The sequence below is a fragment of the Streptomyces sp. P3 genome (genome assembly GCF_003032475.1).
GTDB lineage: Bacteria > Actinomycetota > Actinomycetes > Streptomycetales > Streptomycetaceae > Streptomyces.
In genome coordinates this window covers 8,632,935-8,657,224 of the sequence record NZ_CP028369.1, presented here as the reverse complement: position 1 = coordinate 8,657,224, position 24,290 = coordinate 8,632,935, and the positions used below count along the sequence as shown (strand labels likewise).

At 72.8% G+C, this 24,290-nt stretch carries 18 protein-coding genes and 1 pseudogene; 7 read left to right on the top strand and 12 right to left on the bottom strand.

The window, feature by feature from the left end:
• Positions 1-131: 131 nt before the first annotated feature.
• The 8 genes from C6376_RS38320 to C6376_RS38285 all read right to left on the bottom strand — a co-directional run bounded on the left by C6376_RS38320 (position 132) and on the right by C6376_RS38285 (position 10,083).
• Positions 132-638: a MarR family winged helix-turn-helix transcriptional regulator gene (locus C6376_RS38320; RefSeq protein ID WP_107447622.1), complete on the bottom strand. Its 507-nt coding sequence runs from the start codon at positions 636-638 to the stop codon at positions 132-134.
• Between the two features lie 239 nt (positions 639-877).
• Positions 878-2,500, bottom strand: coding sequence for a cellulase family glycosylhydrolase (locus C6376_RS38315; protein WP_173985956.1), 1,623 nt, complete (start codon positions 2,498-2,500; stop codon positions 878-880).
• 332 nt (positions 2,501-2,832) lie between these two features.
• Positions 2,833-3,405 carry a MarR family winged helix-turn-helix transcriptional regulator gene (locus C6376_RS38310; protein WP_107447618.1) on the bottom strand — a complete coding sequence of 191 codons (573 nt, stop codon included), beginning with the start codon at positions 3,403-3,405 and terminating at the stop codon, positions 2,833-2,835.
• 144 nt (positions 3,406-3,549) lie between these two features.
• Positions 3,550-4,491: a TIGR03619 family F420-dependent LLM class oxidoreductase gene (locus C6376_RS38305; RefSeq protein WP_107447617.1), complete on the bottom strand. Its 942-nt coding sequence runs from the start codon at positions 4,489-4,491 to the stop codon at positions 3,550-3,552.
• Positions 4,492-4,521: 30 nt separating this feature from the next.
• The gene (locus C6376_RS38300; RefSeq protein ID WP_107447616.1) at positions 4,522-6,219 is read right to left on the bottom strand and encodes an amidohydrolase; all 1,698 of its coding nucleotides are present in this window, start codon (positions 6,217-6,219) and stop codon (positions 4,522-4,524) included.
• Positions 6,220-6,305: 86 nt separating this feature from the next.
• Positions 6,306-7,313 (bottom strand): ABC transporter permease, encoded by a 1,008-nt coding sequence (locus tag C6376_RS38295; protein WP_107447615.1) that lies wholly within the window; start codon positions 7,311-7,313, stop codon positions 6,306-6,308.
• Positions 7,310-9,034, bottom strand: coding sequence for a sugar ABC transporter ATP-binding protein (locus tag C6376_RS38290; protein ID WP_107447614.1), 1,725 nt, complete (start codon positions 9,032-9,034; stop codon positions 7,310-7,312). Before C6376_RS38290 ends, C6376_RS38295 begins: the two co-directional genes overlap by 4 nt.
• An 11-nt stretch (positions 9,035-9,045) precedes the next feature.
• A complete protein-coding gene (locus tag C6376_RS38285; RefSeq protein WP_107447613.1) occupies positions 9,046-10,083 on the bottom strand; it encodes a sugar ABC transporter substrate-binding protein in 1,038 nt (345 codons plus the stop codon).
• 238 nt (positions 10,084-10,321) lie between these two features.
• Between C6376_RS38285 and C6376_RS38280 the strand changes: the two genes are divergently transcribed.
• Together C6376_RS38280 and C6376_RS38275 are read left to right on the top strand one after the other, a co-directional pair.
• Positions 10,322-11,359 carry a LuxR C-terminal-related transcriptional regulator gene (locus C6376_RS38280; RefSeq protein ID WP_107447612.1) on the top strand — a complete coding sequence of 346 codons (1,038 nt, stop codon included), beginning with the start codon at positions 10,322-10,324 and terminating at the stop codon, positions 11,357-11,359.
• A 282-nt stretch (positions 11,360-11,641) separates the two neighbouring features.
• On the top strand, positions 11,642-12,310 hold the full coding sequence (locus C6376_RS38275) for a YceI family protein (protein WP_107447610.1): 669 nt from the start codon (positions 11,642-11,644) through the stop codon (positions 12,308-12,310).
• A gap of 69 nt (positions 12,311-12,379) precedes the next feature.
• Here C6376_RS38275 and C6376_RS38270 read toward each other — a convergent pair whose 3' ends face one another.
• The gene (locus C6376_RS38270) at positions 12,380-12,760 is read right to left on the bottom strand and encodes a helix-turn-helix domain-containing protein (protein ID WP_107447608.1); all 381 of its coding nucleotides are present in this window, start codon (positions 12,758-12,760) and stop codon (positions 12,380-12,382) included.
• A gap of 132 nt (positions 12,761-12,892) precedes the next feature.
• Here C6376_RS38270 and C6376_RS38265 point away from each other — a divergent pair, with 132 nt between their 5' ends.
• Positions 12,893-13,546: an FMN-dependent NADH-azoreductase gene (locus C6376_RS38265; RefSeq protein WP_107447606.1), complete on the top strand. Its 654-nt coding sequence runs from the start codon at positions 12,893-12,895 to the stop codon at positions 13,544-13,546.
• A gap of 110 nt (positions 13,547-13,656) precedes the next feature.
• Here the strand turns inward: C6376_RS38265 and C6376_RS38260 are convergent, their stop codons facing one another.
• Complete coding sequence (locus C6376_RS38260; RefSeq protein ID WP_254076246.1) at positions 13,657-16,842, bottom strand: glycoside hydrolase; 3,186 nt, start codon at positions 16,840-16,842, stop codon at positions 13,657-13,659.
• 221 nt (positions 16,843-17,063) lie between these two features.
• On the opposite strand from C6376_RS38260, the gene C6376_RS38255 reads away from it, so the two are divergent.
• Positions 17,064-17,804, top strand: a complete 741-nt coding sequence (locus tag C6376_RS38255) for a class I SAM-dependent methyltransferase (RefSeq protein ID WP_107447604.1) — start codon at positions 17,064-17,066, stop codon at positions 17,802-17,804.
• Between the two features lie 207 nt (positions 17,805-18,011).
• Positions 18,012-20,174, top strand: a complete 2,163-nt coding sequence (locus C6376_RS38250; RefSeq protein WP_107447603.1) for a SpoIIE family protein phosphatase — start codon at positions 18,012-18,014, stop codon at positions 20,172-20,174.
• Positions 20,175-20,318: 144 nt separating this feature from the next.
• Here C6376_RS38250 and C6376_RS38245 read toward each other — a convergent pair whose 3' ends face one another.
• Both C6376_RS38245 and C6376_RS38240 read right to left on the bottom strand, forming a co-directional pair.
• Positions 20,319-21,503 (bottom strand): polyketide synthase, encoded by a 1,185-nt coding sequence (locus C6376_RS38245; RefSeq protein WP_107447602.1) that lies wholly within the window; start codon positions 21,501-21,503, stop codon positions 20,319-20,321.
• Positions 21,504-22,026: 523 nt separating this feature from the next.
• Entirely contained in the window at positions 22,027-22,572 is a 546-nt protein-coding gene (locus C6376_RS38240) for a TetR/AcrR family transcriptional regulator (RefSeq protein WP_254076245.1), read from the bottom strand.
• 107 nt (positions 22,573-22,679) lie between these two features.
• Here C6376_RS38240 and C6376_RS38235 point away from each other — a divergent pair, with 107 nt between their 5' ends.
• Together C6376_RS38235 and C6376_RS45950 are read left to right on the top strand one after the other, a co-directional pair.
• Positions 22,680-23,537 (top strand): alpha/beta fold hydrolase, encoded by an 858-nt coding sequence (locus C6376_RS38235; protein WP_107447599.1) that lies wholly within the window; start codon positions 22,680-22,682, stop codon positions 23,535-23,537.
• Positions 23,538-23,715: 178 nt separating this feature from the next.
• A pseudogene (locus tag C6376_RS45950) lies at positions 23,716-24,224 on the top strand (helix-turn-helix domain-containing protein); the annotation flags it as partial.
• Between the last annotated feature and the right edge of the window lie 66 nt (positions 24,225-24,290).

The window sequence follows — 24,290 nt, the reverse complement described above, 5'->3', positions numbered from 1 at the left end:
GTGGCCGGAGGGCGGGCGCCGCCCCCCGGTACCCCCAGGTACGGACCGTCGGCCGGTTCTTCTCGATTCCCCGCCGAACAAGCCGAACGGCCGGCCGCCGGGGCCCCTGCGTCATCCGCGGCCGGGCCGGTCTACCGGCGTCGCCAGGGCAGCGCCGCGGGGTCGGCCTCGGTGCTCTCGGCCCGGTGCAGGGCCTCGCTGATCGCCTCGCCGATCTCCGCGAACTGCCGCACCTGCTCGGGGGTGAGCACGTCGAACACCACCCGGCGGACGGCCTCGACATGGCCGGGGGCCACCTCGTCCAGCAGGGCCCTGCCCGCGTCGGTGAGGAAGGCGAGCTGGCCGCGGCCGTCGGCGGGGTCCTCCCGGCGGTCCACGAGGCCGACGTCGCGCAGCCGGCTCACCGCGTGGGTGAGCCGACTGCGGGTGATCTTCAGCCGCTGGGCCAGGTCCGACATGCCGAGCGTGGTCTCCGGGGCCATGGAGAGGTAGGCCAGCAGGCTGTAGTCGGCGTGCGTCATGCCCGCGTCGCGCCTCAGCTGCCGGTTCAGGTGGTCGGACAGCAGCGTGGAGAACTCGACGTAGGCCAGCCAGGCTCGTCGTTCGTCGGCGTTGAGCCACCGGGGCGTCGTGGACATGCGCACACAGTACGGGGTGCTTTTGGACGATCGGTCCGCTCATCACGGGCGGCAGACCGCAGGGCGGCCGAGGCGTGCGGTGCGGGGCGGGGACGAGGCCGCCGGACGAGCGCCCGACGTCCCCGGGACCACACCTCCCGCGGCGCCGGGCGGCGGCTCCCACGGGAGCCGCCGCCCTCACTGCCGCCCTCACCGGCGCACCCACCGGCGAAGGTGACGGAAGGACTGATGACGTCACGTCAGGACGTGGCGCATGCACCGCCGTTGAGGCTGAACGCCGTCGGCGCGGTGTTGACCGCGCCCTTGGCGCCGATGAAGCCGACGGTGACCGAGCCGCCGGCGGGGACGGTGGAGGTGTAGGCCGCGGGCGTGACGCTCACCGCGGCGCCGCTCTGTACCGCGGTGCCGCCCCACATGTTGGCGACGGTCTGGCCGTCGGCGAAGGCGAAGGCCAGTTTCCAGCCGCTGAGGGGGGAGGCGCCGGTGTTGCGCAGGATGATCTCCCCCTGGAAGCCGCCCGGCCACTCCCCCGCCACGCGGTAGGCGACGGAACAGGCCACGGCGGGCGCGCTGCCCGTGGTGACGTTCACCGTCGCCGAGCGGGCGGAGCGGTTTCCGGCGGCGTCGCGCGCGTACACGGCGAAGGTGTACGCGGTGTTCGCCGTGAGCCCGGTGAGGGTGGCGGTGGTGCCGGTGGATGCCCCCACCTTGGTCTCGGTGGCGCCGCTGACCCGCACCACGTCGTAGCCGGCGACGCCGACGTCGTCGGTGGCCGCGGACCAGGAGAGGGTCGCGGAGGTCGCCGTCACCGCCGAGGCGGCCGGGGCGCCCGGGGCGGTCGGCGCCTGGGTGTCGCCCGTCGAGCCGCCGCCGAAGACGGTGGCCTCCTTCGCCGTCTGCGCGATGCCGTTGACGCCGTTGAAGATGCGCTTGCCCCACGAACTGAGCTGGGCGGGGTCGAAGTTGAGCGTCAGGTCGAGGATCGGGTCGGTGTTGCCGCTCCACGACCAGGCCAGGTAGCCGAGCTCGAGCCGCTGGGCGGCGGCCATCATGGTGTCCTCGTCGGGGTCCCCGTACTGGTCCGCGGGGCCGCCGAACTCCCCGATCAGAAGGGGCAGTTTGGCGTTGACGAAGGTGTTCAGGTAGTCGGTGACCTCGGCCGCCGTGTCGAAGACGCTGTACATGTGGATCGAGAAGATCAGGTTGCCGGTGGTGTCGGCGTCGTACACGGACCGGGCGTTGGCCTTCATCACGCCCTGCCAGTCCTGGCCCCAGTTGGGGGCGTCCACCATGATCGTGTGCTGGAATCCGGCGGCGCGCAGCTTCTTGACCGCGGCGATCGTGGGCGCCGTCCAGCCCGCCGGGTCGGTGTTGCCCCACGGCTCGTTGCCGATGTTGACGATGACGTAGTCCTCCTGGCCGGCCAGGACGCTCTTCAGGCCGATCCAGTAGTCGGCCGCGTGGTCCAGCGTGCCGGCCGCCGTCTCCTCGCCGTAGCCGGTGGTGTCGTGCACCTCCAGGACGCAGATGAGCCGGTTGGCCTTGCACTGGGCGATGACGTTCGCGACGTCGGCGGGGCTGTTGGCGCTCCACCGGTGGCCGTCGGCGAGGACGACGCGCACGGCGTTGGCACCCATCGCCTTGATGTCGGCGAGCGACTGCTGCGTCCTGCCCGGGTACCAGGTGTGGGCGTGGTTGACGCCGCGCATGACGAAGTCGTTCCCGTTGCCCTCGACGAGACGTCCGTCGCTGATGTGCAGGCCGGTCGCGAGGGCGGCGGCCGACTGCGGCTGCGCCTGCGCGGTCGCCGGGCACAGGGCGCCCAGCAGGACCAGGCCGAGGAGGGCCGCGAGCCTGGTCAGCAACCCGGCTAAGGGAAAGGTGCGAGGGGTGGGGACAGTGCTCACTGCGACTCCAGGGGTGAGGCCGAGGAACTCAGCCGACGGGAGGGGTGGGGAGGAACACGGAGCAGGTCGGGAGCGCGTGGGGGGCGACCGAGCATGGGAGCGCTCCCATGAAGCCACTATGCCCAGTACACGTCAAGACATCGCGCACAGACCGGCGCGGCCGGCGCGGCGTCACGCACCCCGGCGCCTCGCCTGCCGCCGTCACTCGGGCAGCCGTCCCGGGCGCCCGGGAGACGAGGAAGCCGTGGCCCCTCTCGTTGGCGCGCTCGGGGTTTCGGGGGTCCGGTTCAGGCCTTCGGACGACGCCCGCTGCGGCGCGGGGCCGGCTCGGCGCCGTCGAGGAGGACGGCGCGCCGCTCCTCGCCGTCCTCCTCGACCTGCCGCACGACGCGGCGCAGCCCGTCCGCGACGGTGCGGCACTCCTCGTCGCTGAGCCGGCCCGCGACGAAGGCCTCCTCCTCGTTGAAGGCCGGGAACAGCCGCCGCATCAACGCCTCCCCCTCGTCGGTGAGGCTGAGCAGCACCAGCCTGCCGTCGGTGGGATGCCCGGCCCGCCGGACCAGACCGCGCCCCTCCAGCGTGCGCGCCACGCCGGTCAGCGTCCCCTTGGAGATCCCGGCCTCCTCTGCGACGTGCCGGGTCTCCGACTCCCCCCACACCCACACCACCCACAGCACGACGAACGCCGTCCAGGTGAGGTCGGAGCCGCGCAGCACGGAGTTCTCCAGGTGCTGGCGTACCGCCGAGGCGGCGCGGTAGATGTTGGCGACGACGGCCATCTGCTCGCGGCGCAGCGGGATGCCGCCGAGTTTGGCCTCGGCGAGCTTCTCGGCTTCGGCGATGGATCGCTGGCCGGGCATCGGCACACTCCTTCGGCCACGTGCTGCGTGGGTCGCGGTGGATCGTCGTGTTGTTCGGGCTCAAATTGTACGAAACGACAGCCCGGCCGGGAGCGGGGGCGGGGCGGCGGGAGCGAGGCGCGGGGCGAGCAGGAGCGCGCGGGCTCAGCGGGTGAACGCTTCGACGCGGCGCATCACCTCACGGCAGAAGGCGCCGACCTCGGCCGGGTCGTCGGTGAACTGGTTCGGTTTGACGCAGAACGTGGTGAAGCCCTGCTCCAGTTGTTCCGGTATCCCGGCGAGCGCGGCGCCGAGGTCGGCGGTGGAGCGGTCGTCGGGGAAGACTCCCTGCGCGCCGCCGATCATCTCCAGGTCGGCGAGGTCCCGGCCGGCGGCGGTCATGGCCTCCTCGAGCGTTTTCAGGTCCTGCGGCGTCGGCCGCCCGAGGGGGTGGAAGCCGTGGCCGTGCCGCACGAGCCGGCGCAGCACCGGTCCGGCCAGGCGCTGTCCGCCGAACCAGAGCCGGGGCCCTTCGGGACGGAACGCCTTGGGCTCGAAGTAGACGTCCCGGAACGGGTAGTGCGCGCTCTCGTGCGAGATCGGCGACGGTCCCCAGGCCTTGGCCCAGACGTCGAGATGCTCGTCCAGCAGCCGGCCGCGACGGGCGAAGGGCACGCCCAGCGCGTCGTACTCGTCCCGGCTCCAGCTCACCGTCGGCTGCACCAGCAGCCGCCCCTCGCTGATCAGGTCGAGGGTGCCCAGTTCCCGGGCCATCAGCAGCGGATGGCGCAGGGGCGCGAGGACCGCGGCGGCGGCCAGCCGCAGCCGCTCGGTGACCGAGGCGACGGCGGCCAGCAGGAGCAGTGAGTGGGGCCAGGGGGTGTACGGGTCCTGGTTGCCCGGCAGGGCGTAGTCACGGGGGTTGCCCATGACCCCGTCGGCGGCCGCGTCCGGGCCGAGCACGATGTGCTCGCTGACCATGACGGAGTCGAAGCCGGCGTCCTCGGCCTCGCGTGCCCAGCGGATCGCGGCGGGCAGGTCGGCCCGGCCGCCGGTGAGCGTCCAGTTCTCGCTGAGGACGAGCAGCATGCGGGGTGCGGTGGTCATGTCGTCTCCTTACCTGTTCCGTCCTTCTCCTCAGCGCTCGTGGACGACGCGGCCGTCGAACACCGTCAGGTCCACCTCGGCGTCGGTGACGGTGTGCGGGTCCCGGTCCAGCAGCGGGCGGTCCAGGACGCACAGATCGGCGACCTTGCCGACCTCGATCGAGCCCTTCCACTCCTCGGCGAAGTCCTGACGGGCCGGGTGGACGGTGTACGCGCGCAGCGCCTCGGCGAGCGGCACGCACTGCTCGGGTCCGCTCGGGCGGCCGCTGGCCTTGGACTCCCGCAGCAGCATCGCGCTCACCCCCTGCCGCCAGTCGGGCTCGGTGATCGGGGCGTCGGAGCTGGCGCACACCCGCACCCCGGCTTCGACGGCGGACCGCACGGGCCACTGGTAGGCGGAGCGCTCGGGGCCGACGACCTCGTCCATCAGGTCGGAGATGGTCCACTTGATGGCCGGGTTCATGTTGACGCCGTAGCCGTGGGCGGCCAGTTTGGCGAGGCTGCGCGCGCCGACGAAGTCGCCGTGGATGACGTAGTGCCGGGCGTCGGGCCGCGGCGCGGCGGCGTTCGCGGCGACGAACGCGTCGACGACCTCGTCGATGGCCCGGTCGCCGGTGACGTGCACGCCGAGCTGGAAGCCGGCCTCGTGGGCGACGCGGATCATCTCGCGCAGTTCGCCGCTGCGCAGCGCGGGCGTGTCGCCGTGCACGCAGAGCGCACCGTGGCCGCCGCCGGAGTAGGGCTCGTTCATCCAGGCGGTGCGGTTGGGGGGCACGCCGTCGGCGAAGATCTTGACGCCGATGGCGTTGAGCAGGCGCGGGTCGGCGGACTCGGGGCGGTGCAGTTCGGCCAGTCCCTTGCGGACGTCGTCGGCCGAGCCGCCCATCGGCGCGGGCAGCAGCAGCACGCTGACCCGGGCCTCGAGTTCGCCGCTCGCCGCGAGATCGGCGTAGGCGGTCCAGTTGTCGGTGCTCAGCCCGCCGAAGAAGGAACCTGCGCCGCCGGGTCCGAGGCCCGGTTCGGTGTAGCTGGTGATGCCGCGGGAGTGCAGTTCGCGCACCACGCCCCGGATCGCCAGGCGGCGCTGGTCGACGGTGGGCGTGGGCAGACCGACGTTGACGAGTTCCTGGGCGGCTTCGCGCAGGATGCCCGCGGGACGGCCGTCGGGGTCGGCGTCGATGACGCCGCCGGGCGGCGGCACGCTGTCGGCGTCGACGCCGCAGTGGCGCAGCGCGGCGCTGTTGACCCAGACGAGGTGCGAGGAGAAGTGGGTCAGGCAGACCGGGTTGTCCGGCGCGACCGCGTCCAGGTCACGGCGGTGGGGGAAGCGCCGGGGGTCGGCGAGGCACTCCGCCAGGTAACCGGCGTCCCAGCCCAGTCCGACGATCCAGTCGCCGGGCCGGGCGGCGCGGGCCGCCCGGCCGACCGCGTCGGCGATGTCGGCGATCGATCCGACCGCCGGGTGGCCCACGTCGAGGGCGAACGGCGGCTTGGTCATGCCGTAGGCGGCTCCGTGGAGGTGGGAGTCGTTGATGCCGGGCAGCACGGTCCGGCCGCCGAGTTCGACGAGGCGGGTGCCGGGTCCGGCCAGGGCGCGCATCTCCGCGTCGCTGCCGACGGCGACGATGTCCCGGCCGCGCACGGCCACGCCCTCGGTCACGGTGAAGTCGCCGTCGACGGTCAGGACCTGGCCGCCTGTCAGGACGAGGGAGGGGGCGCTGTCGTTCACGTGGGTCCTCTCGGAGCAGGGGGAGCGGGTGGATCAGGGGAGGTGGTGCGCGGGCGGACGGGGAGTCGCGGGAGGGCCGCAGGGGCTCACCGGTTCAGCCGGGGCCCGAAGAAGGCGAGCGCCGCGCCGGCGACGAGCGCGGTGCCCTGGGCCATCTGCTGCCAGAACGTCGGCACACTCAGCAGTGTCAGCCCGTTCTGCAGACAGCCGAGGAACAGCACGCCGAGCAGCACGCCGAGAACGGAGCCGGACCCCCCGGTCAGCGCGACCCCGCCGAGGAGCACCGCGGTGAGCACCGTCAGTTCGAATCCGGCCCCCGAGGTGCCGGCGACGACGCTGTCCAGCACCGAGGCCTTGATCGCGCCGGCGAGCGCGGCCGCGACGCCCGTCACGACGAACAGCGCGAACGGGGCGCGGCGGACGCCGATGCCGGAGAGGTAGGCGGCCTCGCGGTTGACGCCGATCGCGAAGACGTGCCGGCCGGCCGGGGTGAGCGCCAGGAACAACGCGCCCGCCAGGAGGACGAGGGCGGCGATCACGACCGGTGCGTCGATCCCGGCGATCCGGGCCCCGCCGAGCCAGGCGAAGCCGGAGCCGAAACCGCTCAGCGGCAGCGGGAAGAGCTGCTGGGCGAATCCGCGCACCGCCGTCAGCATGCCGAGGGTCACGATGAACGCGGACAGTCCCAGATAGCAGCACAGCACGCCGTTGACGGCACCGACCACCGCGCCCGCCGCCAGCGCGCCGAGCACGGCGACGACCGGCGACTGGTGCTGTTCCCCGGCGAGCCAGCCGGCCACCAGACCGCCGAGGGCGAGCGTGGAGCCGACGGAGAGGTCGAGGTAGCCGCTGATGACCAGCAGGGCCAGCGGCACGGCCACGATGGCGACCGCGGCGGCGTCGGTGGCGATCCCCCGCAGGTTGCCGGTGTCCAGGAAGCTGCCGGTCGTCGACTGGAAGACGAGCACCATGACGGCGAGGACGGGCAGCAGCGGCTGCCGCCGTACGGCGTGGAGCGCGGTGTACGCCCGTGTGCGCGTGCGCGGGGCGGGCAGCAGACGGTCGGCCGAGGGGGCGCTGGTCGCGGTGGTCATGCCGCTCCGTTCGAGGTCGTGGTGGATGCCGGGGGCGACGTGGATGGCGGGGTCGAGGCGCGTGGCCGGGTCGAGGTGGATGCCGGGATCGACTCGGAGGACGGCGTGGGCTCGGGGGCCGGCGTCGGCTCGGGGGCCTGGGTCGTCGGCCGGGCGGCTTCGTGGACGGCCGAGAGCAGGGCGGTTTCGGTGAGTTCGGCGCCGGAGAGCTCGCCGGTCACCCGGCCGCCGGAGACGATCAGGCAGCGGTGGGCGAGCGCGACGACCTCCTCGGGGTCGCTGGAGGCGCACAGCACCGCCGTGCCGCGCTGCGCGGCCAGTGAGGCCACCACCTGGTAGATCTCCTGCCGGGCGCCGACGTCGACGCCCTGGGTCGGGTCGTCCAGCAGCAGGACGTCGACGTCGTGCGCCTCGTTGATCCACCGGCCGAGGACGAGTTTTTGCTGGTTGCCTCCGGAGAAGGCGGCCGCCGGTAGCCGGGGGTCGGCCGGGCGCAGTCCCACCGCGCCGGACAGTCCGGCGAAGACCCGCCGTTCCGCGCGCAGCGCCCGCAGGCCGCGCCGGGCCAGGCCGCGCACCGACGGGAGCAGGGCGTTGTCCTGTGCGCTCAGCGCGGCGAACACGCCCTGTCGGCGCCGGTCTCCCGGAACCAGGGCGATTCCCGCGGCGAGCGCGTCCGCGGGCCGGGTGACCGCGACGGCCCGGTCCCCCACCCGGACGGTTCCCCCTTCGGCGGGGCGTCTTCCGAACAGGGTCTCGAGGATGCGGGTGCGGCCCGCGCCGATGAGGCCGTACAACGCCACGATCTCGCCCTCGGCGACGTCCAGGTCCACGGGGCCGAAACCCGGTCCGCGCAGTCCCGTGACCGCGAGACGGGCCGCGCGCGGGCGTCCCTGACGCGAGGGCCGCGCGGCGCCGGAGGCACGCGCGGGCTCCCCGGGCCGGCCGCTCTGTCCGTCGGCCTCTCCGGGCCGGCGTCCGGGGCCGTGCGCGGTAACGGCCGCTCCGGCGACGGCCTCGACGAGCTCCTGCCGGGTCCGTCCCGCCACCGTCGAGCGATGGGTGACGCGGCCGTCACGCAGAACCGTCACCGCGTCCGCGAGGCGTTCCACCTCGCCGAGCAGGTGGGTGACGTACACGATGGCCAGGCCCTGGGCGCGCAGGTGCTCCACCCGTGCGGCGAGGGCGTCGCTCTCGGCCCCGGACAGGGCGGCGGTGGGCTCGTCGAGGACGAGTACCGAGGCGCTGCGGCTCAGCGCCTTGGCGATCTCCACCAACTGCCGCTGCCCCATGGACAGTTCGCCGAGCCGGTCGCGCGGTGAGCAGGTGGCGGCGACCCGTTCCAGCAGGCCCGCCGCCACCTCTTCCTGGGCGCGCCGGTGGACGGTCCCGTACCGGGTCCATTCCTGGCCCAGAAAGATGTTCTCGGCGACCGTGAGGGAGTCGACGACGCTGAGCGTCTGGAAGATGATCGCCACCCCGGCGGCGATGGACTCGCGCGGACTCAGCCGCGTGTGGACGGTTCCGTCGATCTCCATCGTGCCGGTGTCCGGCGGGTAGGCGCCGCCGAGGCATTTGATCAGGGTCGACTTGCCGGCGCCGTTGTGCCCGAGGAGCGCGTGCACCTGTCCCGCCGGGACGGTGAGGTCCACGTCGTCGAGGGCGCGGACGCCGCCGAACGACTTGCCGAGGCCGCGGATGCGGAGCGTGGGTTCGGTCATGGGGGCCGCGCCTAGGCGTTCTGGGCGAGCAGGACGTCGATGCGCGCGGTGTCGCCCGGCCCCACGAGGGTGATCGGCACCTGGACGCTCGGGTTCGCCTTCCCGGCGGCGACGGCGAGGGGCACCTCGACGACGGCGTCGGCGATGTCCTGCGGCGCGAGGGCGGCCGACGCCCGGTAGAAGGTGCCCTGTTTGATCGCCAGCAGGGAGGGGGCGGCGCCGTCCTGCCCGCCGACGAAGGTCTTGGCGTCGGTCGTGGCGCGACCCGTCTGCTGGAGCGCCTTGTACGCGCCGTACGCGGCGGCGTCCGTGACCCCGAGGACGAGGTTGAGGTCGGGATGCTTGGCGAGCACCGCCCGGGCCTTGGACAGGCCGGTGTCGGGGTCGATGGCCTGTTCCCGGGCGACGACGTCCACGCCGGGCGCGGCCTTGGTGAAGGCGTCGATCATGCCCTTGGTGCGCTCGCGGCCCAGCTGGATGGTGTCGTCGGTGAGGAAGGCGATCTTCCCCTTGCCGCCGAGCTGTTCCTGGGCCCACTTGGCGGCTGCCTCCCCGAGGAGGGTGCCGCCCTTGAGGAAGTTGAACTGGATGTCGGCGCTCTGGTGTTCCAGGGACCCTCCGTAGGTGACCCAGATCAGGCCGGCGTCCGTCGCGGCCTTCGCGACCGACTCGGTCGCCTCGAAGACCATGGGGAACGACACGATGGCGGGGATCTTCTGGGCGACCCAGGTGCGCAGGTTGGCGGCCTGGGCGTCGGCGCTCGCGGCGTCGTTGGTGGTCACCAGGGAGACGCCGCGCTTCTTCCCGGCGGCGGTGGACAGCTTGACGAGCGCCGAGTAGAGCGGGATCTGTGTGAACGGATAGTCCAGACCGATCTTCGTGAGGGTCTTCGCGCCGGAGCCCGACGCCCCCGCGGCCTGTGCCGAGCTCGCGCTCCCGCCGGGTGCCGAGCACCCCGCGGCGCCCAGCAGGGCGGCGGCGACGGTCCCTCCCGACAGACCGAGGAACTGCCGGCGCGAGGAGGGGGGCGGGGACGGGAATCTGTTCATGGCGGCGCTCTCCGAGGGTCGCGGCCCGGCCTCGCTGGCATCGGGCGTCGGGCTGTGCCGAACAGGAAAGACCCGTGCGGCCCGGCCCGCCATCCGTACAAATACCGACCGGACCGGCGGCGGGCGACCGTCGGCGCACTTCGGTCACGAAACGGCGAACGGCTTGTCGGACCGCCCGAAGGGCCCTACCGTTAGGGGCCAAACGACACTACCGGTCGTGGGTTCCCGGAGGCCCGCCATGATCAGCCACCAGCAGCTCGCGGCGGCCGCCCGCATCGGCATGCTCACCCGTGAACGGGACACCGCCTCGGCCTGCGCCCAGGCCCTGGACGAACTCGGCCGGGCCCTGCCCCTCGACGCCGCGACCCTGCTGGCGATCGACCCGCGCACCGGAGCGCACGTGCAGCTCGCGGGCATCGGCTACCCGGCCGGGACGTCCGAGTCGCTCGCCGCCGAGTTCACCTCGACCCCCTGGTACGCCAACGTCGTCCGGCAGACGCTGCCCCCGTCCATCACCGAGGACGTGGAGGACACGACGTCCGGCGGACAGCGTTTCCGCAACGGCTGGTTCTACGCCGAGCGGGTCCGCCCGGCCGGTTTCCGGGACGCGCTGACCGGGGCCCTGCGCCATCACGGGCGCCTGGTCGGCCTGATCAACCTGTCCGTCGAGGGTCCCGGCGCGTACGACACGGACGCACGGCGGCTGCTCTCCTCGGTGCTGCCCGCTCTGGGCGCCCTCGCCGACCCGGTCGCACACACCGGCGACATGCAGGACCTGCCGCCCGGAGCGGGCGCGAGTCTGGTGACGGCGGCGGGGGTCATCGATCTGCCCGGCCGTGAGCCCGCCGAGGTGCTGGCGGACGACGCGTTCGTCCGTCTGGTCGGGGCGTTCACGGCTGCCGGCGGCATGCGGCTGCGGGCCCTGTGGCCGGTGGGCCGCGAGTGGCGGCGTGTGGTGCTGAGCCGGTGCACCGCGGGGTCGCCGCTGGCCAGGGACGCGGTCCTGGTGACCGCGACGCCCACCGAGTTGCCGTACGGCCTGAGTCCGCGCGAGCTGGAGGTCCTCACCCGGGCCGCCCGCGGTCAGACCAACCAGGCCATCGCCCAGGCGCTGTTCCTGTCCCCGCGGACCGTGCACAGCCACATCGAGCACCTGCTCCGCAAGACCGGCAGCGCCTCACGCGCCGAGGCCACGGCGCTCGCCCTGCGCGACGGTCTGCTGCGGCCCACGACGGATGACCTGGAGCACTTCGTCGAACGCGCGCCGGCCCGCTGACGTTCCACCCCGGTGCCGCGGCGACGTCACGGGGCGAGCTCTCCGGGACAGGCGCGCGCGAACGGGCCGGCGCCCCGGCCGCCGCCCGGACGGTCCGCTCGCGCCGGGCCGCCCGGCAACCCGGCCGCAGAAGCGCCGGACCATTCGGTGACGGCCGTGTGTGGATGTTGTAGCCCCCCGGCCGACGATGGACGTCTATGAACCCTTCGGTACTGATTCGGACCGCCACGGCTCGGGGCACGGGTTTGCGGCGCCACCGGCCGTGCAGTAACCACGTGAGTCATGAACCTGTTCACCCGCGGCGCCTCCCTTCGGCGTTCGACGCCCTCCGCCGCATCTCAACGGCCCGCCGGACCGGCGGCGTTCACCCCCGCCGGCTCCGGCGGCCCGCCGGACCCCGCGCTGGCCGCGCTGACCGGCGAGTGGATGATCGACCCCGCCCACAGCCGTGTCGGCTTCTCCGTCCGGCACGCCCTGGTGACCACGGTGCGCGGGGCCTTCACCCGGTACGAGAGCCGCCTCTACTTCGACGGCCGCGACCCGGCCCGCTCGCGCGCGGAGATCGTGCTGTCCACCGCCAGCGTCGACACCGGTGTGGAACAACGCGACGCCCACCTGGCCGGCCGTGACTTCCTGGACGCGGCCACCTATCCGCGGATGCGTTTCACCAGCACCGCCGTACAGCTTTCGGGCTCCGACGTCTATCGCATGACCGGGGACCTCACCATCAGGAACGTGACCCGGCCCGTGGTCCTCGAGCTCACCTATCTCGGCCACGTCGTCGACCCGTTCGGGTACGAGCGGGCGGGCTTCGACGGCACCACCACCATCGACCGTTCCGACTGGGGTCTGACGTACAACGCGCGCCTGGCCGAGGGCGGCGCCATGGTGAGCGAGAAGGTGCGTCTGCAGTTCGACATCGCCGCGATCCGCACCCCCGACGCGGGCTGACCCGCACACTGCGCAACGGAGCCCGGCGTCACCTGCGCCGTCGGCGCCGCGCTCGCACCGCGGGCGGGCTCACTCCCCCGGGACGGCGGCCTCCGCGCCGCGGCATGCGCCGTGCCGCCCCTCGGGCAGATACCGCTCCGCCCAGCCCCGCAGCTCGGCCAGGGCCGGCCCGAGGGCGGCGCCGGCCTCGGTCAGCCGGTAGGCGACGCGCAGCGGCGGCCCCTCATCCACCTCGCGCACCACGAGCCCGGCGGCGCCCAGCTCGGCCAGCCGGTCCGACAGCATGCGCTCACTGATGCCCGGGATGGCCCGGCGCAGGTCGGAGAAGTGCACCGGCCGCTCCATCAGAACGGCCACGATCAGGCCGGTCCAGCGCTTGCCGAGCAACACGAAGACGCGCGTGATCCCGCCGTCCACCGTCTTGCAGGGCCCCATGGCCGATTCCTCCATGCCGGAAGTGTACGACAACCACCCTAGCAGCTGAGAAAAAGTAAGGGACTGTGCTATCAATAGGAACACACGGAACGGCAGCCCCTTACCGACGCCCAGTCATGCCGTCCCCCTCTCTTTGGAGACTTCTTCATGGCCACGCTGCTGCACCTCGACTCGTCCCTCTTCCCCGAGTCCGCCTCCACCTCGCGTTCGGTCACGGCGGCCTTCCGCCGGGCATGGGAGGAACAGCACCCCGACGGCACCGTGATCCACCGCGACCTGGACGCCGACCCGGTGCCGCACCTGGACGCCCTCACCGCGTCCGCCGGGTTCGCCGCCCCCGCCGACCACACCCCCGAGCAGGCCGCGGCCTTCGCGCCACGGCTCGAGCTGATCGAGCAGCTGGAGCACGCGGACGCCGTGCTGATCGGCGCGCCGATGCTCAACTTCACGGTCCCCTCGACGCTGAAGACCTGGCTGGACCAGGTGATCCTCATGGGCCGCACCGCGCCGGCCGAGGGGTCGTCGGTCCGGGGCACCCCGGTCTACGTGGTGGCCAGCCGCGGCGGCTCCTACGCCCCGGGCACCCCGCGCGAGGGCTACGAGTACGTGCAGAACTACCTGCAGGCGGTCCTCGGCGACATGCTCGGCATGACGGTCGAGTTCATCGTCCCCGAGCTCACCGCGGCCCACTCCAACCCGGCCATGGCCGAGCTGATCCCGCTGGCCGAGGCCTCGAAGGCCAGGGCTCACGAGGAGGCCGTCAGCAAGGGCAAGGCGGCCGCCGCGAAGGCCGCGGCCTAGCCAGGCCCGACGGTCGGCCACGGCTGCGGAACCGCGGCGCGTGAACCCCGGCGGGGGCCGGCGGCCACCCGCACGGCCACCCGGCCACCCGGTGCGCGCCCCGTACGGGCTCAGCGTCGGACGAGGCGGATCCGGTACGTCCGGGTCTGCGAGCCGTCCTCGCCGGTCACGGTGACGATCGCCGACCGTCCGCCACGCTCGTCGCGATACTCGACGGCGACCTTCGCGTAGGGGTCGCGGGCCGTCGCCGTGACCCGGCTGCGTCCCGGGGCGCCGGTGACGACCCGGTAGGCGGTGGTGTCCGGGTCGAACGACGCGATCGGCGTGCCGGCCACCTCGACGGACGCGGCGGCGGCGTCCGAGCCGACTCCCGGGGCCTTGGCGAACACCTCGATCTCGCTCGCGGTGAGGTAGCCCCCCGGGCGCGCGGTCATGACGACCCGTACCGCGGACGCCGCTTCGGCCGCCACCGGGACGTCGACCACCGGTGTGCCCTCGCCGCCGACCGCGACGGGGCCGCCGGCGTCCGCCCAGGCTCCGGTGCCGGCCTCCCGGACCTGCACCTTCAGCGTCTCGGGGAACGAGGCGCTGCTCCCGTCCCGGTAGAAGTGCGTGACGATCCGGCTCAGGTCGCGCGCCGCGGGCAGGGTGAAGGTGATCGTGTCGGAGGGGTTCTTGGCGGTCCCCGGTTTCCAGTTGGACCAGGCCTTCTCGGACAGGTCCCCGTTGCGCAGGCGCTCCGCGGAGTACCCGCTCTCGGTGAACGTGGCATCGACGGCGACACCGTCGTCCGCGGCGATGTTGGTCTGTACGGGTCGCGTGACCTGCACGCGCGCCGTCGCGTCGACCGTGCCGCCGCCGACGACCCGGGCGACGCCGCGCAGGACGACGACTCCGGTCCCCTCGAACGCCCCCTCGGGCGCCGGGTCCCACGTCACCGGCAGATCGACCCGGCCGCCGTGGCGGCCGACGCCGACGACGGTGGCCGGGAGGCCCGGCGTGCCGCCGACGTAGGTCTTGGCGCGCCCCGCGAGGGTCGAGGCGATCGTGTCGACGGTGACGACCGCGACCGCGGGGACCGTCCGTCCGAGGGGGTCGGTCGCCTCGCCCCTGACCCGCACCGTCCCGGGAGCGCGCCAGGTCCGGTCGGACGGGAGCTTCCACACGACGGGGAGCGCGCCGCGAGCGCCGCCGGGGAACACCGGTGTCACCGTCTTCGGCAGGTCGGGCCGCAGACCCGGGACGGTGAACGCGTCGGCGGCCTCGGTGCGCAGGACCGTCTCGTCGATGACGGACCAGCGCTGGTTCGCCGCGGAGGTCGGGGTGTAGGTGGACACCTTGGCGCCGTCCGCGGTCGACTGTCCGGCGACGTCGAGCAGTCGGCCGGTGGCGGCGTTGACGAACGTCCATGTGCCGTCGCCGGTCGTCGACATGATCCACTGTGCCGCTTCGGCGACCCCGCCCTTCTCCGGCTTCTCCAGAACGGCCTGGCCCTCGCGCACGGCGAGCAGTTCGCCGGTCCCCGTGCGGGCCAGGGCGTAGCGCTCACGGTTTCCGGTGCCGCGCGTCAACTTCCTTACGGACCAGAGCTGTTGCGCGCTGCCGGCATCGTCGGTGCGCAGCACGACGCCGCTGCCGGTGTCCGACGGGGCGAGCGACTTCCCGCTCTGCGTCCCCTGGAGCCGGTAGACGTGCCCCGGCTGGACGAGCGCGGCGTCGTGCGCCACGCCGCCGACCCCGTCGACGAGGAAGGTCGTGACGGACTTGGGCGGGACGACGAGCGTGGCCGACCGGTCGCGCACGCGGACCGGTGCGCCGCGCACGAGGGCGCCGTCGGCACTCGTCACGACGGGCGTGACAAGGGCGCCGCGGGCGATCGTGCCGAAGCGGGCGAGGTCGAGGGTCACCGAGCGTGCGGAGGCGCCGCCGTTGACGTGGACGACGGTCGCCGTTCGGCCGGACCTCTGCACCGCGGCGACGCTCGACGGATCGTCGGCCTTCACGAAGTGGTCGCCCGGGCGGATGTAGTGGGTGAAGTTGCGGATGGTGTGGAACTTGGAGTTGGTGCGGATCGGGCAGGTCTGCAGGGTGTCCTCGGCCGTGCAGTTGAACGGCACGTGGATGCTGCCCCAGTTCTTGCCGGCAGCGGCCTGCGGGATCGCGTCCTCGATCGGCTGCCAGAACACCCAGGCCGAGGGCTCCAGTTCACGCATGTCCTCGACCATCCGGGTGGCCATGCCGAGCCCCGGCTCCATGCCGGTGAAGTCGGTGCCGGTACCCCAGGTGCCCTCGACCTCGCTCATCCACAGCTTCTTGTCCGCGCCCTTGGCGATGTCCCGTGCGCTGGTGCGCATGCCCGTGCCGTAGGTGTGCACGTTGAGCTGGCCGACGGCGGCGCGGGCGGGAGCGCCGTAGGCGTTCCAGTTCTGGGTGAAGAGGGTGGGGTTGGTCTCGTCCATCGCGGAGATCCGGGCGTCCGTCCTCGCGCCTCGCAGTGCCTTGTCGAGTGCGAGGATCACCTTCTGCTGGAGCTCCGGCCCCGCGTGGGCGCCCTCCTGGCGTCCGCCCGTGGGCCGGCCGTCCGCGCCGATCTGGGTGCCCCAGTAGGGCGTGTTGGGCTCGTTGAGCGGGTCGATCGTGTCGAACTCGATCCCGTGCTCCTGCTCCAGACGCTCGGTCACCTTCGTCAGATACGCGGCGAAGTCGTCGACGCGGTCGGCGCGGATCTGGTCGGCGCTCGCGTCGAAACCTCCGGAGACGTATCCGCTGACGGTCTGGAACCAGGGCGGCGAGTTGCTGAACGCCTCCCACCGGCTGACCTTGCTCTTGATCTGGTCCACCCACCAGCGCTGGCCGGCGTCGGCGTCCCAGTTCCAGTGGCCGGGGTCGTTGGGGTCCCACCAGTCGACGTCCTGCCGGGTGGTCCCGTCGGGGGCCTTCCAGAAGCCCTCCATGGTGGCGCCCGGCTTCATGTAGTCCGTGCGGACGTCGGGAGCGTTGCCGCCGCCGATGTTGTACCGGGCGATGGTGAGGCCGAGGCCGTCCGCGCCGAACAGCATGTCCACGAGACGTCTTCGGATGGGGTCGGGGTAGCGGCCCGTGGCATTGGCGAACCAGACGAGGCTGGTGCCCCATCCCTCGAACTCCTGCTGCCGGTAGGACGGGTCGATGCGCACGGTGACCGCGCTCTGCGGTGCCGGATCAGCGCTCGCCGCGGGCGCGGCCACCAGACTCGCGCCGAGCGCCAGGGGAACCGCGGGCGCCAGCGCCCGGACGATGCGATGCCGAGGGGACACGACACTCCCTTTCACAACACAGAGGCGAACAGAACCCAACAGAAGGAATCGCGCTCTGGGCATGCTCAAGGATGGCCATGAACTCGTCAAGGCGGTGGACGAGTCGGGATCCCGGGCCCGGTCCCCGAGCGCCCGAAACATCCGGAAAGCGCTTACCCCCTGTGCGACGGACGCGGAAATCGGTCGACAGCGCTCCGGGGCGCCCGGCAGGGTGGCGGCCCATGACGAGCAGTGAGCTGTGGACGCGAGCGACCGCCGACCGCTACGACGCCGAGGAGAGCGAGCTGTTCTCGGCCGTCGTTCTCGGACCCACGCTCGACTTCCTGGCCGAGCTCGCCGGAGACGGCCGGGCGCTGGAGTTCGCCATCGGCACCGGACGGGTCGGCGTCCCGCTCCGCGAGCGCGGCGTGCGGGTCACGGGCATCGAACTGTCCGAGCACATGACGGCACGGCTGCGGAGCAAGGTCGACGAGGACACGCTGCCGGTGACCGTCGGAGACATGGCCACCACCGTCGTCGACGGCGAGTTCACCCTGGTCTATCTCGTCTACAACACCATCACGAACCTGCTCACTCAGGACGAGCAGGTCGAGTGCTTCCGCAACGCCGCACGCCATCTGGCGCCCGGCGGCCGATTCGTCGTCGAGCTCGGCGTGCCGCCGCTGCGGTCGCTGCCTCCCGGTCAGGTCGCCGTGCCGTTCGACGTCAGTGAGCGGCATCTCGGCTTCGACACCTTCGACCTCGTCGAACAGGTCCTCGTCTCCCACCACCTCACCCGCGACGGCGACGACGGCCGCTACCGCCGCGACGCCTCCCGGCACCGGTACGCCTGGCCGGCCGAGCTCGATTTGATGGCACGGATCGCCGGGCTCGAGCGGGAACGCCGCGTCGCCGACTGGGACGGGTCGCCGTTCACCCAGGACTCCGCCAAGCACGTCTCGGTGTGGCGCAGGCCGGCATGAGTCCGGCTGCCGGGCCGCCGACGCGAGCACGGGCTCCGCGCCCGCCGCGCCGCCTCACCCTCCGTGTTCGTCGCGCGATCCGCTGATGTGGGCGAAGCGACGCCCGGTGGTATTCAATGAGGTGTGCGATCAGGGATCTCGGGGCCCTCGTCGCACGGGTCCGAGTAACGCACCCGGCGCTGGGCCGGGGAATGCCGAGAGAGCAGCATGGACTCCACGCCGTCGCCCTCGTCCTCATCCCCGTTCGACCTGCTCAGCAGCGCCCTGGGACGCTACTCGCCGCGCGGTGGACCGGCGGCGGCCGCCGGTCCCGGCGGCGCGCAGGGCGGTCGCGCCGCCCGGCCGCGCCCGCCCGACGACCGGGCGGCCGACCGTCAGGAGCAGATCCTCGGGGTGGTCGGCCTGGACAGGGAACTGCGGATCACCCGCTGCAATCTGGACGCCGCCGTGTTCGCGGGTCTGGACGCCGTGATCGGGAGTCCGTTCGCGGATCTGCTGCCCGTCGGGGACGTGCCCACGGTCACCCGTCGGCTGCGGCAGGTTCTGGAGATCGGTGAGGCGCACGTCGCCCGGATCCAGCGCCTGCGCCGCCGCGACGGGTCGGAGCTGGTGGTCTCCATGAGCATCCTCCCCGCGGCGGCGCCCCAGGACGGCCTGACCGTCTCCCTGATCGCCATGGCCAGGCGGCTGCACCTGTACGCCGCCGAGACCGCGATCGGCACCTCCCTGGACATCGGCGAGACCGCGCAGTCACTGGCGGAATCCCTGCTGGCGTGGGGCGACGTCGCAGCCGTCGACCTCGACTTCGCCGTGTGGACGGGCGAGGGGGTCACCGAAGACGCACAGGGGCGCATCCGGCTGCGGCGGGCGGCCCTGGTGCCGGACCGGGTGTGGCCCGAGGGTTACACCACTCCCGGCGACGATCTTCCGAACGACGCGAGCCGCCTCCTGGCGCAAGCGGTGCGACGGGACGACGCGCCGCAGGCCATCGTCATACCGGACCGGGAGGCGGTCGAGCGGCTGCTCGGCAGTCCGCGGGTGATCCGGGCCCTGGTGCCCGGCGACCGGTCGGCGAGCGTGGCGTGCATACCGCTGGTGCTGGACGGCACGCCACCCGTCGTCCTGGGCGTGGCGGAGGTCTGGCGGCGGGCGGACAGCCCCTTTCACGACAGCGACCTGTTCGATCTGCAGGAGCTGGTGGCCAGGACCGCCCACCACGTCGACCTGGCCCGTCAGCACCACCGTGAGCACACTCAGGTACTGGCGCTGCAGCGCAGGCTGCTGCCCCGGACCAGCGGCCACACCATGGAGATCGCCAGCGTCTACCAGCCCGCCACCCCCGACAGCGCGGGCGTCGGCGGCGACTGGGTGAACAGCTTTCCGCTGCCGGACGGGCGTACCGCGCTGGTGGTCGGAGACGTCGTGGGGCACGGTCTGGGGGCCGCGGCGACCATGGGCCAGCTGAGCATGGAGGCACGCGCCCTGCTGTCCGCGGGGCTGGCGCCCGACGAGGTGCTGGAGCACCTGGACGAGACCGTGACGCTGCTGGACGACGCGGAGTCCGGGCTCACGGCCGGCTACAGCGCCCTCGGCTCCACCTGCTGCATCGCGCTCTACGATCCGGTCAGCCACCACGTGACGCTCTCCAGCGCCGGCCACCTCCCTCCCGTCCTGGTGCTTCCGAACGGCCACGCGGGCCCGCTCGCGGTCACCCCCCACCCGGGCCTGGGCGCCGAGTTCGCACTGCGGGAACCGTTCGACGTCCACGCCTTCGACGCGCCGCCGGGTTCCCTGCTCGCCCTCTACACCGACGGCCTGGTGGAGGATCCGGCCCTGTCGATCGACGAGGGGATCAGCAGGCTGGCCGACACCCTGTCCGCGGTGCACCCGTGGGACGCCCTGCAGCAGGCCGCCCGGCACGTCGTCGCCACGCTGGCGCCCGCGCGCCGCCGTGACGACGTGACCCTGCTGCTCGTGCGCACGATCGGCTACCGCAAGGAGGACACGGCGACCTGGCGGCTGCCCGCCCGCGACGACGCGCCCGTCCGGGCCCGCGCGCACGTCGACGCGCTGCTGCGGCAATGGCACACCAGGGACGACGTCCGGGACGACGTGACGCTGCTGGTCGGCGAGCTGGTCACGAACGCGGTGCGGTTCGCCGCGGGCCCCGTCACGGTACGACTGATCAGGGCCGGTCACGGCCTCCTGTGCGAGGTGGGCGACACCGGCAACGGCAGGCCGCGGCTGAGGAGGGGCGGCCTTCTCGACGACGGCGGGCGCGGCCTGCACATCGTGCACAGACTCACCACCCGGTGGGGGGTGCGGTGGACGGACACCGGCAAGGTGGTCTGGGCGGAGGTCTCGAGGTGAGGCGGCAGCCGGGCACGGCGGGGAGCGGTGCAACGGCGGCCGGGCGGGCGGGCGGTGACGCCGGGCCGGGAGCAGGTGGGGCTGAGCCGGTGACGTGGAGCGGGCGATCGCGGCGACTCGCACCGGTGGCAGGGACGGGGCGCCCTACAGCCATTCCCCTTCCAGGGCGGTGGCGGTGAGGCCCGGTGCCGCCGCGTACAGGACGGCGCGATCGCCCGACTTCCGCCCGGCGTCGTGCGCCCGCCTCAGGATGTCGAACACGGCGGCGCCTCCGCGGTTGCCGCTGGCGTAGCTCTCCCGGCTGTATTCCAGCAGACCCGACGGCCAGGTGTCGGGCATCGTCTGCTCCATGTACTCCAGCACCCGGGTCCCGCCGGGGTGCGCGAGCAGCACGTCGGGGTGCCAGGCGTCGGGGGCGTCCTCGTAACGTGCGCGCAGCCACTCCCACATCGCGGTGACCGTCTCCTGCACGGCGCGCGGCCCGCGCCGGTCCATCACGAAGTGGGTGCCGTCCGCCCGCGTCTCCAGACGGTGCAGGTCCTGGGTGCCGGGCAGGGTGTGGTGCCAGGCGGCGTCGAGTCGCAGCACCGACTCGCGCCTCGGGCGGCCCGTGACCACCGCGGCGACCGCGGTGTCCGCGAACAGCAGCCTGACGATCAGGGACTCCAGGGTGTCGTCCGCCGGCTGGTAGGTCGTGCTCAGCGCCTCCGAGACGACGACCAGCACCACCCGGTCGGGGTCGGCGGCCACCAGGTCCGCCGCCAGCGCCAGGGAGCGGGTCCCCGCGACACAGGCCCACTGTGTGGCCGGCAGCAGCATCACGTCGTTGCGGAGCCCGAGCCCGTTGGACAGGGCGAGGTCCAGACCCGGCAGCGCCGGGGTGGTGGAGTGACTGGTGATCAGGCAGTCGACGTCCGCGGCGTCCAGGCCGGCGATCTGCAGGGCCCCGCGGGCCGCGCGCTCCCCGTAGGACCGCACCGCCTCCCAGGCCGGCGCGGTGCGTTCCTGGACGGTCTGCGGCGCGGGTATCGCCTCCAGGGCGGCGATCACGCGGTCCACGTCCTGCGGGGTGAACCCCTCGCGTGCCAGCGCCTCTTGGGCGGGCCCGGCTCCGCAGGCCCGCAGGCCGCCGCCGACGCCGGGCGCGACGGCGGTCTCCAACGGCAGCATCCAGCCACGGGTCTCGATGCCCGTGCCGGCGGCGATGCCGTCGATCCGCGGCGCCCACGGCGCGTGCGGATGCCGGTCGCGGACCTCCGCCACGATCTGGCTGGTCCGCACGGTGTGCTCACCGTGTATCACGGCAGGGGGGCAGAGGTAAGCGGCCATGATGGGCACCTTTCGAGGGCGAGGAACGTCACGAGGACGGCGCCATGGGCCACTTCACGACTTCACGCCCATGCCGAGAGGCTCCGCTTCGGGAGCCGCTGTGTGTGTCGAGCATGGACGCCAAATGGACATTTCCGCTGTGACTCAGACAACTTGGTCAACACCCGAAGTGCGTGATTCGGCACACACCGCGACAACGGGAACTATCGGCGCGACTCCATGCCCGTGACCTGACCTACCGTCAGCCCCTCCGTCCCGGCCCCGCTTTCCCGCGGGTGGCGAGCGCTTGCGGACACGCGGCGGCGCCCCGTGTCCGGCGGGTTGTGCGGCGGCCGTCCCAGTGGCAACGGCTCGTCGTGCCAGAGCCGCTCATCCACAAGTGCGCGCGCTCGACCACCCAGCGCTCGCCGGCACCGGACGGCGTGGTGACGCCTTGCGGCGGTGCAGCAGCCCTCAAGCGCGTGGCGCCGGCCGTGAACCCGTACACCGCTCGGACACGGGCCGTTTTTCCCGCTGTTCGAGATCAGCCCTCGCCGGCCTCAGCGATGGCCGTGCACAACAACGTGGCCATCGACCGGCCGGCCACCCGCAGCGGTTCCGGATCACGGGCAGCCCGGCTGAGCATGAAAGCCCCCTCCAGCATCATGATCATCGAGTGTGCGAGGGACTGCGCCGTCTTCGGTTCGGCCACCCAGCGGCCGAACCACCGCGTCGCCGCGCCGACCCACTCCTCGAAAACCTCCGACGTCGCGACCCGCAACACCTCATTGCTGCTCGCGACCTCCAAGGCCACCGTCCCGATCGGGCACGCGTCGGCGTAATCGGCCGCCGCAAGGTCGTCCGCGGCCGCTTCGAATGCGCGCACGAGGGATTCCACCGGGTCCGGCACGCTGTCCAGCAGAGCCAGGACCATCCGGCCGTACTCGGTTCCGGACGTGCGGATCATGACCTCGGCCAGTTGCTGTTTGCCACCGGGGAAGAAGTGGTAGATCGAGCCGAACGGTGCGTCCGCCTCTGCCGCGATCCGCTTCAGGCCGGTGGCCGAGTAGCCGTGCCGGCGGAACAGCACTGTGGCGGCACCCTGGATCCTGGCTCGCGTGTCCGTCTTTCCCATTGCCCTCCACCCCTTCCCTCTCCAAGATTACAGTAGAACGATCTATCAAATAGGGGGCTGGGATGCCGAGAATCGAGTTGTCTTCCGGACCGATCGACTACCAGGACACCGGCGGTGAGGGGCCCGTGCTGGTGTTCGGCCACGGTCTGCCGATGAACGAGACCCAGTGGCGCAAGGTGGTCCCGCTGTTGGACGGATACCGCTGCGTCCTGCCCACGCTGCCCCTGGGTGGCCACCGTCAGCCGATGCACCCGGATGCCGACCTGTCCCAGCGCGGTGTCGCCCGCCTCCTGGGTGAGTTCATCGAGGGCCTCGGTCTGGGCCAGGTGACCCTCGTACTCAATGACTGGGGCGGGGGCCAGTTCCTGGTGTCGGAAGGGCAGGACCAGCACATCGCGCGCCTGGTGCTGGTGGCCTGCGAAGCCTTCGACAACTTTCCCCCAGGGCCGGCCAAGGCCATGGCGCAGGTGTGCAGGGTTCCGGGCGGCGTCTGGCTCCTGACGCGCCTCATGCGCGTCCCCGCCTTCCGTCACAGCCGGGGCGGATACGGCGGGATGAGCCTGCGTGGGGTCCCCGACGAGATCATGGACGACTGGTTCGCTCCCGCCACCCGCAGCAGGGCCATCCGCAGGGACCTCGCCAAGTTCGCCACCGGGGCACCCGAGCGCAAGACCCTGCTCGCCTGGAGCGAGCGGCTTCGTGACTTCGACCGCCCGGTACTGGTCGTCTGGGCGACCGAGGACCGGTTGATGCCGCGTGAGCACGGCCCCCGGCTGGCCGAGTTGTACCCGCAGGGTCGACTGATCGAGATCGCGGACTCATCCACCCTCATCCCCGAGGACCAGCCCGAACGGCTCGCCCGAGAACTCACCGACTTCCTGATCCAGACCGGAGCAGAACCGGTCCGACACGTCTCCTGAGCGCGGGAGCGACAGGCGGAGCCGACAGCCTCTACCGCCCACCCGCCAAGGCCGAAGCCACAAGTCGGGCCGGTGCCGCTCGGCGCCGGGTGAAGTGACGCATCGGATCACCCGACGGCGCCGGCTCGTGTACGAGGTCCCGCACCGGGCCGGACGCCCCGTCCCCATCAGCTCACCAGACGTCTGCCCGCATCTCATCCGCAGGGACCACGGCAGCGAGGTCGCCGACCAGGTCGCCCGCATGTGCGTCGTTCCCCCTCGGCGCGGCGGAGGGCAGGCGCCGTACATCCAGCACCCGGTACCCGAGCCCACCAGCACCGGGACCGCCGCCGCCCGCCAGGGGGCACTGGAGCACCTCCACGAGCCGATGACGTTGACGGACCTCGCGGAGCACTCCCCCATGAGCATGCGCACCTTCGCCCGCCGCTTCACCGAAGAAGTGGGCATGGTCCGGGACGCCGGCTGATCCAGCAGCGCGTCGACCGTGCACGGCACCTCCTGGAACCCACCGACCTGACGGTCGACGACGTCACCGGCCAAGTAGGTTTCGCCGGAGGCGCCTCCCTGCGCGAACACCCGCATGCCGCCATCGGCGTTTCCCACCTCGCTCACCGGCGCACCTTCCGCATGGCCCTGTCGCCCTATCCGCAGAACAAGCCCGGGAGCGCCGCCCTCCGCACGCGGTGACACACCGACCCCACCGCGCTGCGCGCCGCACCGGGCGTCGCTGATTCGACGGCAGCTTCCGCACAC

Bases quoted from the DNA above. Each gene is read 5' to 3' on its own strand.
- C6376_RS38305 (WP_107447617.1), bottom strand. From the start codon at position 4,491: ATGACCACCGCACCCCGCATGCTGCTCGTCCTCAGCGAGAACTGGACG.
- C6376_RS38245 (WP_107447602.1), bottom strand. From the start codon at position 21,503: ATGGCCGCTTACCTCTGCCCCCCTGCCGTGATACACGGTGAGCACACC.
- C6376_RS38265 (WP_107447606.1), top strand. From the start codon at position 12,893: ATGGCCACGCTGCTGCACCTCGACTCGTCCCTCTTCCCCGAGTCCGCC.
- C6376_RS38235 (WP_107447599.1), top strand. From the start codon at position 22,680: ATGCCGAGAATCGAGTTGTCTTCCGGACCGATCGACTACCAGGACACC.
- C6376_RS38270 (WP_107447608.1), bottom strand. From the start codon at position 12,760: ATGGAGGAATCGGCCATGGGGCCCTGCAAGACGGTGGACGGCGGGATC.
- C6376_RS38255 (WP_107447604.1), top strand. From the start codon at position 17,064: ATGACGAGCAGTGAGCTGTGGACGCGAGCGACCGCCGACCGCTACGAC.
- C6376_RS38250 (WP_107447603.1), top strand. From the start codon at position 18,012: ATGGACTCCACGCCGTCGCCCTCGTCCTCATCCCCGTTCGACCTGCTC.
- C6376_RS38320 (WP_107447622.1), bottom strand. From the start codon at position 638: ATGTCCACGACGCCCCGGTGGCTCAACGCCGACGAACGACGAGCCTGG.
- C6376_RS38275 (WP_107447610.1), top strand. From the start codon at position 11,642: ATGAACCTGTTCACCCGCGGCGCCTCCCTTCGGCGTTCGACGCCCTCC.
- C6376_RS38310 (WP_107447618.1), bottom strand. From the start codon at position 3,405: ATGCCCGGCCAGCGATCCATCGCCGAAGCCGAGAAGCTCGCCGAGGCC.
- C6376_RS38290 (WP_107447614.1), bottom strand. From the start codon at position 9,034: ATGACCGAACCCACGCTCCGCATCCGCGGCCTCGGCAAGTCGTTCGGC.
- C6376_RS38285 (WP_107447613.1), bottom strand. From the start codon at position 10,083: ATGAACAGATTCCCGTCCCCGCCCCCCTCCTCGCGCCGGCAGTTCCTC.
- C6376_RS38295 (WP_107447615.1), bottom strand. From the start codon at position 7,313: ATGACCACCGCGACCAGCGCCCCCTCGGCCGACCGTCTGCTGCCCGCC.
- C6376_RS38280 (WP_107447612.1), top strand. From the start codon at position 10,322: ATGATCAGCCACCAGCAGCTCGCGGCGGCCGCCCGCATCGGCATGCTC.